At 38.8% G+C, this 16,112-nt stretch carries 14 protein-coding genes; 11 read left to right on the top strand and 3 right to left on the bottom strand.

Annotated features, from left to right (window positions below; translation table 11 throughout):
* Positions 1-19 precede the first annotated feature (19 nt).
* Positions 20-1,525, bottom strand: coding sequence for a circularly permuted type 2 ATP-grasp protein (locus IAE20_RS06865; RefSeq protein WP_413784487.1), 1,506 nt, complete (start codon positions 1,523-1,525; stop codon positions 20-22).
* Positions 1,526-1,799: 274 nt separating this feature from the next.
* On the opposite strand from IAE20_RS06865, the gene IAE20_RS06860 reads away from it, so the two are divergent.
* Positions 1,800-2,801: a helix-turn-helix transcriptional regulator gene (locus tag IAE20_RS06860; RefSeq protein WP_200460081.1), complete on the top strand. Its 1,002-nt coding sequence runs from the start codon at positions 1,800-1,802 to the stop codon at positions 2,799-2,801.
* Positions 2,802-3,196: 395 nt separating this feature from the next.
* On the opposite strand, the gene mnmG is transcribed toward IAE20_RS06860, so the two are convergent.
* On the bottom strand, positions 3,197-5,077 hold the full coding sequence (mnmG, locus tag IAE20_RS06855; RefSeq protein WP_200481692.1) for a tRNA uridine-5-carboxymethylaminomethyl(34) synthesis enzyme MnmG: 1,881 nt from the start codon (positions 5,075-5,077) through the stop codon (positions 3,197-3,199).
* 234 nt (positions 5,078-5,311) lie between these two features.
* On the opposite strand from mnmG, the gene IAE20_RS06850 reads away from it, so the two are divergent.
* From IAE20_RS06850 to IAE20_RS06805, 10 genes are all read left to right on the top strand, one after another.
* A complete protein-coding gene (locus IAE20_RS06850) occupies positions 5,312-5,548 on the top strand; it encodes a hypothetical protein (RefSeq protein WP_200460079.1) in 237 nt (78 codons plus the stop codon).
* Between the two features lie 167 nt (positions 5,549-5,715).
* A complete protein-coding gene (locus tag IAE20_RS06845; protein WP_200460078.1) occupies positions 5,716-6,606 on the top strand; it encodes a bile acid:sodium symporter family protein in 891 nt (296 codons plus the stop codon).
* 102 nt (positions 6,607-6,708) lie between these two features.
* On the top strand, positions 6,709-7,605 hold the full coding sequence (gene prmA, locus IAE20_RS06840; RefSeq protein WP_200460077.1) for a 50S ribosomal protein L11 methyltransferase: 897 nt from the start codon (positions 6,709-6,711) through the stop codon (positions 7,603-7,605).
* Between the two features lie 24 nt (positions 7,606-7,629).
* Positions 7,630-8,490 carry a DUF3426 domain-containing protein gene (locus IAE20_RS06835; RefSeq protein ID WP_200481693.1) on the top strand — a complete coding sequence of 287 codons (861 nt, stop codon included), beginning with the start codon at positions 7,630-7,632 and terminating at the stop codon, positions 8,488-8,490.
* Positions 8,491-8,862: 372 nt separating this feature from the next.
* Positions 8,863-9,132, top strand: coding sequence for a DNA-binding transcriptional regulator Fis (fis, locus tag IAE20_RS06830; RefSeq protein ID WP_001086304.1), 270 nt, complete (start codon positions 8,863-8,865; stop codon positions 9,130-9,132).
* Positions 9,133-9,211: 79 nt separating this feature from the next.
* Positions 9,212-10,786, top strand: coding sequence for a bifunctional phosphoribosylaminoimidazolecarboxamide formyltransferase/IMP cyclohydrolase (gene purH / locus IAE20_RS06825; protein ID WP_200460075.1), 1,575 nt, complete (start codon positions 9,212-9,214; stop codon positions 10,784-10,786).
* Between the two features lie 136 nt (positions 10,787-10,922).
* Positions 10,923-12,212 (top strand): phosphoribosylamine--glycine ligase, encoded by a 1,290-nt coding sequence (purD, locus tag IAE20_RS06820; RefSeq protein WP_200481694.1) that lies wholly within the window; start codon positions 10,923-10,925, stop codon positions 12,210-12,212.
* A 305-nt stretch (positions 12,213-12,517) separates the two neighbouring features.
* Positions 12,518-13,387, top strand: a complete 870-nt coding sequence (locus tag IAE20_RS06815; RefSeq protein WP_200481695.1) for a MetQ/NlpA family ABC transporter substrate-binding protein — start codon at positions 12,518-12,520, stop codon at positions 13,385-13,387.
* A gap of 68 nt (positions 13,388-13,455) precedes the next feature.
* Positions 13,456-14,481, top strand: coding sequence for a methionine ABC transporter ATP-binding protein (locus IAE20_RS06810; RefSeq protein ID WP_200481696.1), 1,026 nt, complete (start codon positions 13,456-13,458; stop codon positions 14,479-14,481).
* Positions 14,478-15,173, top strand: a complete 696-nt coding sequence (locus IAE20_RS06805; RefSeq protein WP_200460071.1) for a methionine ABC transporter permease — start codon at positions 14,478-14,480, stop codon at positions 15,171-15,173. The genes IAE20_RS06810 and IAE20_RS06805 overlap by 4 nt, the downstream gene beginning before the upstream one ends.
* A gap of 64 nt (positions 15,174-15,237) precedes the next feature.
* Here IAE20_RS06805 and IAE20_RS06800 read toward each other — a convergent pair whose 3' ends face one another.
* On the bottom strand, positions 15,238-16,110 hold the full coding sequence (locus IAE20_RS06800) for a histone deacetylase (RefSeq protein WP_200481697.1): 873 nt from the start codon (positions 16,108-16,110) through the stop codon (positions 15,238-15,240).
* Positions 16,111-16,112: the final 2 nt, after the last annotated feature.

The raw sequence follows: 16,112 nt of genomic DNA, 5'->3' as shown, positions 1-16,112 counted from the left end.
TTGTTTAAATGGACATTGATCAAGAATGTAGTGCTTCAACAACCCATGTATCTTTAATACCACCACCTTGTGAGGAGTTCACCACAAGTGAACCAGCTTTCATAGCAACACGCGTCAAACCACCCGGTACAATTTCAGTTCGATACGGTGATGACAACACAAAAGGACGTAAATCAATGTGACGTTCTGCAATACCATCCTGTGTCAGAGTGGGTGCAACCGATAATTCGAGCGTTGGCTGGGCAATATATAAATGCGGATGTTCAAGAATTTTCTTCCTGAATTCCGCAATTTCACTTGTAGTTGCTTGTGGTCCGATCAGCATTCCATATCCACCAGAACCCTGCGCCTCTTTAACCACCAATTTCTCTAGATTTGTCATCACATAATCCAGTTCATCTTCACGGCGACATTGATAGGTAGGTACATTTTTAAGAATGGGTGTTTCATTCAGATAAAAATTAATCATATTATCTACATAAGGATAAATTGATTTATCATCCGCAACACCTGTACCTGGTGCATTTGCAATCACAACATTGTGCTGTAAATAAGCAGACATCAAACCTGCTACACCCAAAGTACTATCAGGTCTAAAGGTAAGTGGATCAAGAAAAGCATCGTCAACACGGCGATAAATTACATCAACACGTTGACGACCTCGAATGGTTTTGACATAGACATGATCATTTTCTACAAAAAGATCACGACTACTGACCAGCGGCACACCCATTTCACGTGCTAAAAAAGCATGTTCATAATAGGCACTATTGAAACGTCCTGGGGTTAATACCACAATAAAAGGATGATCAACGTAAGCATTTTCCTCCAAAATCGCACGAAGTAATGTTGGATATTGTTCGATTTCTTGTAACGGGTTTGCGGCACATAATTCTGGCATCAGTTTTTTACTTATTTTTCGACTTTCAATCATGTAAGAAACACCTGAAGGAGTTCTCAAATTATCTTCCAGAACAAAAAAATCACCGTTCCCATCACGAATAATATCAATACCACTAATTTGTGAATAAATTTTCCCTTTCAAATCATGATTCAACATATGGGGTTGAAAAGCTTCATGCGTCATAACTTGCATATGCGGCACAATTTGCTCTTTCAAAATATGCTGATCATGATAAATATCATCTAAAAATAAGTTGAGTGCTTTCACACGCTGAGCGCAACCTTGAGAAATTTTCTCCCATTGCTTTTTTTCGATGACTCGCGGAATAAGATCATATGGAATCGTTCTTTGCTCGCCTTCTGCATCACCATATACCGTAAAGGTAATTCCTTCGTATAGAAAATGCTGTTTAGCTTCGGTGTTAAGCTGTTTTAGTTGTTCAAGACTATGAACCGATAGCCATTGCTCTATCTTTTGAGAAACTTCACCACTTGACGTTACATCATCTAACATTTCATTAAAAAATTTTGATTTTAGCTGCTCAAATAAATTGCTACTCACGCTTAACTGGTCAATGTACAAAGACTGGCTATTGAATACTCCGCTCGCTTTATCTTTCATATAGTGCTCACCTACGGCATGCATCTCTTTATCTTCTTCTAACATATTGACCTGCCTTTTTCTTGTTGACTCATTATCCTAACAAGCAAATACGATGCCATTTATGCAAATGCTTTCTTTATTTATGAAAATAATGTGAGATGTATTCAATGCGGTTCTTGTAGTAAGTTGTATCGGGATATAAGCAATATTTCTGTTACATTCTTGCCAAAACAGCCAAGTTTTTTTATTGTGTTGCTATTCAAAACATTATTGACGAATTCAACGATCCCTTATGTCCTTACAAGAAAAAGAAACCTCCAATAGTTTGCATCGACAATGGCAAATTTTATCGCGCTTATCGACAGGCAAATGGATGGGTACACGTGAATTACAGGAAATGTTGGAACGTGAGGGTGTCGATATTAGCCTACGCACTATTCAACGCGACTTAAACCAAATTGCACAGCGTTTTCCTATTGAGAGCAATAAAACCGTGCCTCAAGGTTGGCGCTGGCGCTCCGATGCTCCCATTCAAAGTTTGCCACATATGACCAGCTCCCAAGCAGTAACATTTATGATGGTTGAAGAGCATTTAAAACACTTATTACCGCATAGTTTGATTGAGGAAATGAATCCATGGTTCGATTTAGCACGGCGCAGTCTGTCAACTCAAAACAATGTGCGACAATGGATTAATCGGGTTCGGATTGTGCCTGCCAGTCAACCTTTGATTCCACCTCTAGTCGATAAACATGCTCAACAAGCCATTTATGAAGGATTACTTCAAGACAAACAAATTGAATGTATTTATCGACCGCGTAGCATCAATGCAGAAGAAAAAAGCTATATTTTAAATCCACTGGCTCTGGTACAAAAAGGTGCGATTATTTACTTGATTTGTACTCGACATGATAAATCTGATGTCCAAACCTTTGCTCTGCACCGTTTTAAATCAGCAAATGTGCTAAATTCACGCGCTTTGCATCCAGTAAATTTCGATATTGATCAATATATCGACTCAGGTGCTTTGGGTTTTCGCGTTGATTATAATAAACCCACTGAAATTGTTGAGTTAAAGCTCACCATGACTGAAAATACTGCTCAGAGTTTTTATGAAAGTCAGCTCAGTAAAGACCAGAAAATTCTTCCGATTGAAGAAAATATTGTAGAAATTAGTGCGACCATTCCATTTACTTCCCAATTGGTTTGGTGGCTTCGTAGTTTTGGTAAAAAAATTCTACATATTGAACCTGTGGCTGTTCACAATGCAGTAAAAGAAATTGATGGTGAATAAAAAAAGAGAGCATATTGCTCTCTGAGAATTCTTATCTTTATATTTAAAACAATATACTGTTATTGTTATAGATTAAAAAACACTGGTATCCATCCTCCCAAGCCCCGACACTAAAGAAAATGGATACCAATTCGTACTGAGAACGTTGATTTAACATAAGCATGCTAAATCATAACCATTATAACGAATCGATTTCATGGTCATTATGATCACCTCTTTGTTTTGAATGTAAAATAACTATAGAAAAAATTTTAATCCATGAGAAATAATAAAATCGGCAAGTCAAATATGTTTAAATTCTTAAGATTTTTTTATATATAATTTTATGCGACATAAAAAAGCCCAGTTTCAACTGGGCGTATGATCTTTTCAATTAATTTTATTCAAGAAATTAATCAAGCAATCTTTTTAGTCTGATTGTTCTTACGAATCGTGATCATGACCAATTGCACCGCCGCAGGTGTTACTCCTGGAATACGATTCGCTTGTGCCAAGGTTTCAGGGCGAACAGTTTTTAACTTTTGAGTAATTTCACGAGATAACCCCGAAACCACATCATAATCAAAATCTGCGGGGATTTTAGTTTCTTCCAAGCGCTTCATCTGTGCAACATCTTCATGCTGACGATGAATATAACCTTCATACTTTACCGCAATCTCAATCTGCTCGCCAACGTGTTGTGACACTTGAGAATTCGTTAATTCAGCAATCTGAGTAAAATTCACATTTGGACGTTTAAGTAAATCAATCGCACTAGATTCTTTACTCAAATCTGCTCTTGTCATTTCTACAAACTTTTTACCCATTGGGTTATTTGGTGCAGCCCAAAGATGCGCTAAACGAGCAGTTTCAGTTTCAACGGCTTCCATTTTTTCACAATAGGCAGCCCAACGTGTATCATCGACCAAGCCCATTTCACGGCCAACAGGGGTTAAGCGCTGATCTGCATTGTCTTCACGCAACATCAAGCGATATTCTGCACGTGAGGTAAACATACGGTAGGGTTCTTTGGTTCCCAACGTGATTAAGTCGTCAACTAGAACTCCCATATACGCTTGGTCACGTTTTGGTGTCCACTGCTCTTGATCCCATGCTCGACGCGCTGCATTCAGACCTGCAAGCAAACCTTGTGCACCGGCTTCTTCATAGCCTGTAGTACCATTGATTTGACCAGCAAAATACAGGTTATTAATTGCTTTGGTTTCAAGAGTAAATTTCAATGCCTGTGGATTGAAATAATCATACTCAATAGCATAACCTGGACGTAAAATATGGGCATTTTCCATACCACGAATCGAACGAACCAATTCAAACTGCACATCAAACGGCAAAGAAGTGGAGATCCCATTTGGATAAAGCTCATGGGTATCTAGGCCTTCAGGTTCTAAAAATACCTGATGTGATTCTTTATCTGCAAAACGATGAATTTTATCTTCAATAGATGGACAATAGCGCGGCCCAACACCTTCAATCACACCTGTGTACATTGGAGAACGATCGAGTCCCCCACGGATAATGTCATGGGTTTTTTGATTGGTATGAGTAATGTAACAATTGACTTGATCTGGATGCATTGAAACATTCCCCATAAAAGACATCACTGGCGACGGAAAATCACCTGGCTGTGGCGTCATTACAGAGAAATCAACTGAACGCGCATCAATACGTGGTGGTGTGCCTGTCTTTAAACGGCCCACTGGAAGATTTAACTCACGCAAACGATGTGCCAATGCAATTGAAGGTGGATCACCCGCACGACCACCACTGGATTTTTCTAATCCAATATGAATTACACCGCCCAAGAAAGTTCCTGTGGTTAAAACAACGGTTTTAGTTTGAAAGTGTACGCCCATTTGGGTAATTACACCCTTAACTGTATCGCCTTCAACCACAAGATCATCTGCTGCTTGCTGGAAAATATCCAGATTTGACTGATTCTCAAGCGTGTAACGTATCGCAGCTTTATAACGAACTCGATCAGCCTGCGCACGTGTCGCACGAACCGCTGCACCTTTACGTGAATTTAAAATACGGAACTGAATACCGCCTTTATCGGCAGCTAATGCCATTGCGCCACCTAAAGCGTCAATTTCACGTACCAAATGCGATTTACCAATCCCCCCGATCGCAGGATTACAGCTCATTTGCCCGAGCGTTTCAATGTTATGCGTCAAAAGTAAGGTCTGTCGGCCCATACGCGCAGCAGCAAGTGCCGCTTCCGTACCCGCGTGACCGCCACCAATAACAATAACATCATAAACTTTAGGGTAATGCATGAGCAAAGAACATCAGAAAAAAATGACGAAAAATTATAGCAAAAAACCCTCTTGCAATATGGTTTTTTTACAAAAATAAAGACACAAAATTTACACCAATATACAAGATGTGACATTTTATATAAGTATTTCAGCATAAAAGGAATTAACTTTTTAAAAACCGACTCTTAGAATAAGACTGTGTCAGTGCTTTATAGTTAAAAACGTAAAATCAACTTTAAAAAAGGTATTGAAATGAAAAACATCATGTTAAAAACAATCGCGGTATCTGCTTTATTTCTTGGTGGTATGACGCTAGCAAATGCTGAAGAGGCAACGATGAGCAAAGCTGAAACCAATGCCCAAATCAAGGCATGTGCCAAGAAAAAACAAGGTGACTGGGCAACGTATGGCTACAAAGGCGTTACGTTTAATGGCGTTTGTCAGCCAAATGCAGATGGTAAGCTTCAGTTTAAAGCGCCTGCGCCATAATTTTATAAACTGTTTTTGTTTTATTAAAAAACACAGGTTCATATGACCTGTGTTTTTTATTTGCTGTTAAAAATTAAGAAAAGTTTTCTATTTGAAGTTTTACCTATATTGTATTGATTGAACTTAAACCAATACATTTCCATAAAATAATTAGAAGGATAGATGCTATGGATTCAGGCATTATTACAATATTTTTACCTTTGGCTCTAGCCATTATTATGGCTGGACTAGGTTTGGAACTCCGCCTTCAGGACTTTGGTCGAGTTGCCAAACATCCTAAAGCAGTGTTTCTGGCTTTATTTTGCCAACTGGTGATATTGGTCAGTATTGCATTTGCGATTTGTAAATTATTTGTGCTTCCACCCCTCTTGGCTGTTGGACTCATGCTCTTAGCAGCATCACCAGGTGGACCAACTGCAAATTTGTTCAGTTATCTGTATAAAGGTGACATCGCCCTAAACATTACTTTAACCGCAATTAATTCCGTAATTGCAGCATTTACTTTACCTTTTATTGTCAATCTGGCAATCCAACATTTCATTGAGGATGGTCAACAAATCGGGCTTCAGTTCTCAAAAGTAATTCAAGTTTTTCTTATTATCATTGTGCCTGTTTGTTTGGGGATGTTGGTTCGGTACTTCTCACCACATATAGCGGACAAACTACATAAACCCGTTCGTACATTTGCAGTCGTTTTTCTGATCCTGATTATTATTGGTGCTGTAATAAAAGAACGAACGAATATACTGCAATATATTATGCAAATTGGGCTGGCAACCTCTTTATTTTGTATTGCTAGTCTGCTGCTTGGATATTTTGTACCTCGTTTATTTGGTATTAATCGCCCTCAAGCTCGAGCCTGTGCTTTTGAAATTGGGATACATAATAGTACGTTGGCAATGACAATTGCTCTCACAATTCTCGCAAGTACAACAATTGCAATGCCTGCGGCCGTTTATTCGATATTTATGTATATATTTGCTGCTATTTTTGGCACTTTATTAAATCGTTATGATACTCAGCGCATAGATACACCTTTGCTGGCAGAAAATGATTAATTTCCAACTCTAGCCAGGCAATCACTTGTTGAAATTATTACTCGAGTGATCCATTTATCCGTTACAATAGTTTTTTTCAAATAAAATTTAGGTCTTATTCTCGTGAAGTGGTTACAAATACACATTACTGTTGATCAAGCGCAAGTGGATTTTACAGAAACATTGCTTATGTCCTTAGGTGCAGTAAGTGTAACTCTGGATGATGCTGAAGATCAGGCATTGCTTGAACCACTTCCAGGAGAAACTCCGTTGTGGAATAAAGTCATTGTTACTGGGATTTATCAGGAAGATGAACAGGAACCGATCGATGTTGAGAAACTGGAAGCTTTTTTAAAGGAACAGCTTCCAAATACGCCTATACATCATGAACAACTTGAAGATCAAGTCTGGGAACGCGCATGGATGGATTATTATGAACCGATTCAAATTGCTGAGAAGTTCTGGATCGTTCCTGAGTGGCTTGAAGCGCCAGATGCAGATGCGATTAACATTAAATTAGACCCAGGTCTTGCATTTGGTACAGGTAACCATGCCAGTACGTTTCTATGCTTACAATGGTTAGGTAAAACAGATGTAAAAGATAAGATTGTGATCGACTATGGCTGTGGTTCAGGCATTTTAGGTGTTGCTGCACTATTACTCGGTGCAAAAAAAGTTTATGCAACTGATATTGATCCACAAGCAGTTTTAGCAACCAAACAGAATGCCGAACTCAATAACGTACTTGATCGTTTATTTGTGGGTTTACCAGAAGAGTTCAATGCTGAATTTAAATTACAAAAAGCCGATATTTTAGTTGCCAATATTTTAGCAGCGCCCCTTATGGCACTTGCGCCAGAGTTTGCAACTTTACTCAAATCTGAGGGAGAGTTCGCACTTGCAGGTGTGATTGAAGAGCAAGTTGCTGATGTTACTGGTGTTTATTCTGAATTTTTTGATATAGTAGAGATCGAGAAGCGTGAAGAGAACTGGTGTCGTATATCAGGGACGCGCCAATAACAAATAATAGTAGATGAAAGCTCCATGAGTGAAAAACAAACCCGCTGCCCGAAATGTCTGACGATATATAAAGTCTCACTGACACAATTGACAGTTGCTCAGGGTATGGTTTGTTGCCCTAAATGTAATTTGAGTTTTAATGCACTGACTAATCTTGTCAGCACGGAAGAACATTCACCCAGTTCGATTCAACATTCCTCTTTACAGCAGAGTGCTGTTTCGGCCTCTTCTTTCCAATATAGTAGCTATAATATTCTGGATATTTTTAATCGTAGAATTGAAAATTCAAATATTGATTTATTAACCTATTTGAACAATCTAAATTATTTTCAAAATGAAGAAATTGGTAGCTTTCCACAACTCAATCTTGCTGAAGGCGATCTGGCACTAGATACTCACCCCAATCAATCTAAAAAACGTAGTTTGCAATACTATGTGATGTGGAGTTTTATTAATCTCATTTTGTTAGGTATTTTACTTTTTCAAATCGTATGGTTTAACCCAAGAATCATGCATAACAGCCCTGTTCTGGGCGCTATGTTTAACCAGTTATGTAGTGTATTTAGTTGTAAAAAACTGGAAGAAAAATACACTTTACTTACAATTAATAAAGTTAAAGTCGTAGCCGTTGAACATCACAAAACTCGCTTTTCAGGTGTTTTAGTCAATTATCATGATAAAAGTCTCCCACTTCCTTTGCTCAAACTTACTTTAAAAGACAAACATGAGAATAGTAGTATCATTTTAAAACCTCAGGATTACTTATCGGAAAGTCTAAGCGGTATTCAACGTATTCCTAAAAACCTGCCTTATAAGTTCGAGTTTACGATTAATCAGTCCAGAAAAAGCTTCAATGATTATACTTTGGAAATAGTCCACCCCTAATCACTAAAAAAAACATAAAAAAAAGTGAAAAAAATGCAGTTAATTTGCTCACTTTTTCCTAGACAATGGTATTATACGCGCCACGAAAGCTTGACCCTACAACATCTTCGGATTTATCCACAACAATTACTGTCGTCATGTGTGCTTTATCGAGTGATAGCGCATTGCGTGGCTTTTTTGTTTTTGAATCTGGGCTGTAACAAATATTAAACTATTGTTACGCTTATTTTTCGCACAATATACAGAGTTGTGGCAAGCTGTTGTTTCAATGTTTTAGAACACCTGTTTTAGGATCTAAAACAGGGTTCATTATTTTAGACCACATTTACATACTGCTTTACCCAAGCGGTATATGATTTCGGATTAATTCGCATGAATAGCAAATCTCCTATTTTTACTGCACAATCTGATGTTGCTCTACGCATCCACGTGGATCGCGCAGTTCGTCATTATTTTGCACAACTGCAAGGTGAGCAGCCATCACAAGTTTATGACATGGTGCTAGCAGAAATGGAGAAACCTCTTTTATCTGTCGTTTTAGAATATACCCGTGGCAACCAAACTCGTGCTGCGGAGATTCTAGGGCTAAACCGTGGAACTTTACGCAAAAAGTTAAAAGCTCACGGCTTAATGAGTGAATAAATGATAAAATGCTCACGTCCTGTGGGCATTTTTTATGCCTATTTGTTTTAATCTGTAAACTTAAACCGTTGACTTAATCATGACTATTAAACGTGCTTTAATTTCTGTTTCTGATAAAACAGGAATTGTAGAATTTGCTCAAAATCTTGCAGCTTTAGGGGTAGAAATTTTATCTACTGGCGGTACATATAAGTTGCTTAAAGACAACAATATCGCTGTTGTAGAAGTTTCTGAACACACGGGCTTCCCTGAAATGATGGATGGTCGTGTAAAAACGTTACACCCTAAAATTCATGGCGGTATTTTGGCTCGTCGTGGTCTGGACGAAGCAGTCATGCAGGAACACAGCATCGATCCAATCGATTTAGTGGTGGTAAATCTTTACCCATTTGCAGCAACTGTTGCTAAACCAGATTGTTCTTTGGCAGATGCCATTGAAAATATTGATATCGGTGGTCCAACTATGGTTCGCGCTGCGGCGAAAAACCATGCTTCAGTTGGTATCGTAGTTAATGCGAATGATTATGCTACTGTAATTGCAGAGCTTAAAAACACGGGTGCATTATCTTATAACACTCGTTTTGATCTTGCTGTAAAAGCCTTTGAACACACTGCACAGTATGATGGCATGATTGCCTCTTATTTAGGTGCACGTGTGGGCAAAATAGAAGGTGAAGCAGATTTATTCCCACGTACGTTTAATACTCAACTGGTTAAAGCCCAAGATTTACGTTACGGTGAAAATCCACATCAATCTGCTGCGTTTTATGTTGATCCTGCTGCTAAAGAAGCATCTGTGTCAACTGCAAAACAATTACAAGGCAAAGAGTTGTCTTATAACAATATCGCCGATACAGATGCAGCACTTGAATGTGTTAAATCATTTGCCAAGCCTGCTTGTGTAATTGTTAAACATGCTAACCCTTGTGGCGTTGCTGTTTCATTAGACGGTATTAAAGCAGCATATGATTTAGCATATGCAACAGATACAGAATCTGCTTTTGGCGGCATCATTGCCTTTAACCGAGAGTTGGATGTAGAAACTGCTCAGGCAATCGTAGATCGTCAATTTGTCGAAGTCATTATTGCACCAAGTATTGCAGATGGTGTACTCGAAGTGACTGGTGCGAAAAAGAATGTTCGCGTTATGGTTTGTGGTGAGCTTCCTGCTATTGATGAACGCACTCCGCAGTTAGACTATAAACGTGTCCATGGCGGTTTATTGGTGCAAGATCAAGATTTAGGCATGATCAAAGCCACTGACCTGAAAGTTGTAACGGAACGTGCACCCACTGAACAAGAGATTGATGATCTAATTTTTGCTTGGAAAGTTGCAAAATACGTGAAATCAAATGCCATTGTTTATGCAAAAAATCGTCAAACCATTGGTGTAGGTGCAGGACAAATGAGTCGTGTAAACTCTGCACGTATTGCAGCGATTAAAGCCGAACACGCTGGACTGGTAGTTGAAGGTGCGGTCATGGCATCGGACGCATTCTTCCCATTCCGTGACGGTATCGATAATGCAGCCAAAGCAGGTATCAAATGTATTATTCAACCTGGCGGCTCAATGCGTGATGAAGAAGTGATCGCAGCAGCGAATGAACATGGTATTGCCATGGTATTTACGGGTATGCGTCATTTCCGTCATTAATTTGCTTTATTATTCTTAAAGTATAAGAAATTTCTTTGACTTTAAGCTGATCGCCCTCTTCTATTGAAGAGGGTCTTCTACATAAGAATCGTGTAAAAGTCCGGATCAGTTTGTGGATTCATGGAGTATGAACCCAATGAATATTCTTGTTTTAGGTAGTGGTGGTCGTGAACATGCTCTTGCTTGGAAAATAGCGCAAGATGCTAAAGTCTCCAAAGTTTTCGTTGCCCCTGGTAATGCAGGTACAGCAACCGAAGACAAATGTGAAAATGTTCAAATCGATATTTTAAATAATCCAGAAATTATAAATTTTGCAAAACACAACCATATTGATTTAATTATTGTTGGCCCTGAAGCACCTTTGGTCAACGGTATCGTCGATGCGGCGCGCTTGGCAGATTTAAAAATCTGGGGGCCGACTCAGTACGCAGCGCAACTTGAAGGTTCAAAAGCATTTGCTAAAGACTTTCTTAAAAAACACAACATTCCAACTGCCTTTTATGACGTATTTACCGAAGTCGAAGCTGCTAAAGATTACATTAAAAAACATGGTGCGCCTATCGTAATCAAAGCAGATGGCCTCGCTGCGGGCAAAGGTGTAATTGTCGCAATGACTGAAGACGAAGCATTTGCTGCGATTGATGACATGCTAGCTGACAATAAATTTGGCGATGCAGGCTCACGTGTAGTCATTGAGCAATTTCTTGCAGGTGAAGAGGCTTCCTTTATCTGCATGATCGATGGCCAAAATATTTTACCAATGGCTACCTCACAAGATCACAAGCGTATTTTTGAAGGTGATCAAGGTCCAAATACGGGTGGCATGGGCGCTTACTCCCCTGCTCCTGTAGTCACTTCGGAAGTCTTTGATCGTGTTATGACTGAGATCATGCGCCCGACGGTTGAAGGTATGGCTCGTGACGGTCACACTTATACGGGTTTCCTATATGCAGGTTTAATGATCGATGATCAGGGTCAACCGCGTGTTATTGAATTTAACTGTCGTTTTGGTGATCCAGAAACACAACCAATCATGATGCGTTTAAAATCTTCTCTGGTGGAGCTGGTTGAAGCGGGTATCGAAGGTAAACTCCCAACGCAGGCTGAATGGGATGAACGTAAATCGATTGGGGTGGTACTTGCTGCTGAAGGTTATCCTGAAACTGTACGTAAAGGCGATGTCATCTCTGGTCTGGGTCAATCTCCTGAAGGCACCAAAATTTTCCATGCTGGCACCGCTGTAAAAGATGATGGTCATGTTATTACTGCGGGTGGTCGTGTACTCTGCGTTACAGCATTAGGCGATACAGTATTAGAAGCACAGGTAAATGCACTGGAAGTTTGTGGTCAAGTAACTTTTGCTGGCATGCAATATCGTAGTGATATTGGATATCGTGCCATTGCACGTGAAAAAGCAGATCACTAAGTATTTTTAGACTTCCTTTTGATTCACGGATCGAAAGGAAGTTTTATTTTATAAATGTACAGCTACTTAATGAAAAATATTAAATATTTTAATCAAACACTTCAATCTTATACTCTAACTTAATAACCATATCAGAAATTATTAACCAATCACCCTTTTTCTTTTTGACATATAACAAGATATCTTTATACTCACTTTTTTTGATTTAAAAGCATTTTTTGTGCTTAAATTTCAAGCATAGCAATTCTCTATTTGGCTTTCACTCTTAGATTGATTTAGCCTGACTAAATCCAGGAACTCAAGCAATGAAAAAACTATTTAGTGTTTTTTTAAGTATTGCAGTCGTTGTTCTCGCAGCTTGCTCAAAACAGCCTGAAGACAACAAAGCTGCTGCACCTGCAAGTGCTTTGCATAAAATTACGCTTGCCTCTAGCGGTTCAGATACAGATATCTGGCGTTTTATTGCAAAACTTCCAGAAACCAAGCAAGCTGGCATCGAACTTGATGTGAAAAATTTTACCGACTATGTTTCGATGAACACAGCCGTTGCAAATAAAGAAATCGATGTTAATGCGTTTCAATCTTATGCATATCTAGTAGCATTCAATGCGGGTAATAAATCTAAAATTGCACCGTTGGCGACTACTTATTTAGAACCGATGGGTATTTATTCTGATAAAATCAAAAAGCTTGAAGATTTTACTAATGGTGCAACCATTGCCGTTCCAAACGACCCTGCCAATGAAGCCCGTGCATTATTATTACTTCAAACTGCTGGTTTGATTAAGTTAAAACCTGATTTTGATGTGGCTAAAGGCTCTCCCGCTGATATTATCGAGAATCCTAAAAAATTAGTGATTAAAGAAATTCCAATGGCGACTTCTGTACGCGTAAAAAGCGAAGTGGATGCTATTGTGTTAGGAAATGTCCTCGCAATGGAAGGTGGTCTAAATGTACTAAAAGACTCAATTTTCCATGAGCCTGTAGATCAATCGACCAAAATGAATGTGAATGTACTTGCTGTAGCTGAAGATCGCCAAAATGATCCTGAGCTATTAAAACTTAAAGACCTTTATCATTCTGAACCTGTGAAGCAATTCATTCAGGAAAAATTTCAGGGTACAAAAGTTGATGTGAATGAACCAATCAGCTACCTGACTGGCGAAAAACAGTAATATAATACCTCCTTCACAAACAGGCACACTGTGTTGCCTGTTTTTCTTTTTTTAGCACTCTAGATCATATGATTGAATTTAAGAATATTTCCAAGTTCTACACACAAAATGGGCAAACTATTCCAGCGTTAGATCAGATTAACCTGACCATTCCCGCTGGCAGTATTTTCGGCATCATCGGTTATAGTGGTGCAGGTAAAAGTACTCTTGTACGATTAATCAATTTACTGGAACGTCCAAGTGAAGGCCAGGTCATCGTCAATCAAAAAGAGATGACAGCACTGAGTGCTAAAGATTTGCGTAATGAACGTACTCACATTGGTATGATTTTTCAGCATTTCAATTTATTACAAACCAAGACAGTCGCAGAAAATATTGAAATGCCCCTGCTACTTTTGGGTGTAGATAAAACCAAACGTCAAGCACGTCTGGAAGAACTACTGGATTTTATTGACTTAAAACATAAACGAAATGCTTTTCCTGATGAACTTTCGGGCGGTCAGAAGCAACGAGTTGGTATTGCACGTGCTTTAGCGAATCATCCAAAAATCCTATTATGTGATGAAGCAACTTCTGCACTTGATCCACAGACCACAAAATCAGTATTAGATTTGCTTAAAAAAATTAATGAAGAACAGGGAATTACGATTGTTGTTGTAACCCATGAAATGGATGTCATCGAACGCATTTGTGATCAAGTAGCAGTCATGGAAGCAGGTAAAGTTATTGAACATGGTCAGACGGTACAGATTTTTAGTCATCCTCAACATCCGACCACAAAAACCTTTATACAAACCGTATTTCAGCAACAATTACCACGTAAAATTCTAGATAATTTGCCTAATCAAGGTATTGATACCATTTATCGATTACAATTTTTGGGAAAATCAGCACATCAGCCAGTCATCCAAACTGTAATCCGTGAATTCGATATCGATTTTAATATTCTGTTTTCAAATATGACTGAAATTAATGGCACCGTGATTGGACAAATGTTTGTACAAATATTAGGGAATGTGGAAACGGTGGCTAAAGCAGTCGACTACATGAAAAAGCATGATGTCCTGATCAACCAAGCGGAGAATGAACTATGAAAGATTTAATTGTTCATTGGCTAACCGTGATCACACAACCCTTCTGGACAAGCCCACTTGGTATGGATCAATTTGTTGATGCCATGCAGGAAACCATTCAAATGGTTTTGCTGTCATTTATATTTGGTGGTATCTGGGGGTTGATCCAAGGCGTCACTCTGGTGGTAACACGTGACAAAGGTATTTTACCCAATAAAACTCTTTATCATGGCTTAAATCCTATTATTAATGCTTTACGCTCTTTACCCTTTTTTATTTTAGCCATTGCTGTGATTCCATTAACCAAATGGATCGTCGGATCATCAATTGGAACATGGGCAGCAATCGTGCCATTAACAATTTTTATCGGCCCATATATGGGGCGTTTGATTGAAACCTCATTGCTTGAAGTCAATGATGGCATTATCGAATCTGCACAAGCCATGGGCGCTACACCTTGGCAAATTGTATTTAAGTTTATCCTACCCGAAGCGCGTAGTTCGCTCATTTTAAATATGACCACAGCGACCATCAGCTTGATCGGAGCAACTGCCATGGCAGGCGCTGTGGGCGCTGGCGGGATTGGGGACTTGGCATATTCATATGGTTATCAACGTTTTGATAGCAGTGTTATGCTACTCACTGTCATTGTATTACTGGTATTAGTACAAATTGTGCAATCGCTCGGCAATTGGCTCTCAAAAATTCGCTAAATAAGCTTAAAATTTAGTACAAAGGAGCTTTATAAGCTCCTTTTTATTTATAAACAATACGTGTTTAGAAATCTGAAAAATAGACCTTATTTGCAGCAATAAATGTATTAACATGTAAGGGCACTAAATCTTTTAGAGGTTGGTAGCCGCCCGCCAATACAAATAAAAGAGGAATTCTCTTCTTTTTTGCCATCTCGAATACATATTGATCTCGCTGATAGAGCAATTCTGTCGTTAACCATTTTGAGCCATATTTGTCTTTTTGATGACAATCCATGCCCGCCTGATACACGATTAAATCTGTCTGATAACGTTCAATTAACTCAAAACTTTCATTTAAAGCTTCTAAGTATTGCTCAAAATCTCCATGCCTTGGATGAATGTAACGGGTAAAATTTCGACTATTGGCACGACAACCAAAGCGAATACCAAAAATTCCAAAATTAATGAGATTTGCTAACTTTGTGGTAAATTGTGCTGTTCCATCTCCCCCATGTTGATCGCAGTCCAACACAAAAATATTCTTCTTCGGGTAATGTCTAGCAATAAGTGCCAATCCATTAAAAGTACAATATGCTGCACCAGATTCATAACTTGCATGATGAAACCCCTGCGCAATATTGGCTGCAATACCTTCTTTAAAAGCAATTTCTGCAGCCACTAATTGACCAGCCTGAATCGACAATATTGCATCACGTAATTGCGAATTCCATTCACGAAAACCCTGTATTGACGCTTCGGGCTGTTTGCCACTGATGAATGCATCTACATATTCAGGACAATGTAATAATTTAAGTAATTCCACATCAATCATTCCGGGATCAACGCAACTCACTAATTGTTTTTGTTCTAGAGCTTCGGCAACTGCACTCAGTTTTTCCATACTATTCGTATGTGTGCGTGCATAATAACGGGGTGAATAGCAAGCTTTAAGCATAA

The organism is Acinetobacter sp. S54, from assembly GCF_016624945.1.
Lineage (GTDB): Bacteria > Pseudomonadota > Gammaproteobacteria > Pseudomonadales > Moraxellaceae > Acinetobacter.
Note: the sequence above shows the minus strand (reverse complement) of the source record. Positions and strands in the feature narration are given on the sequence as shown.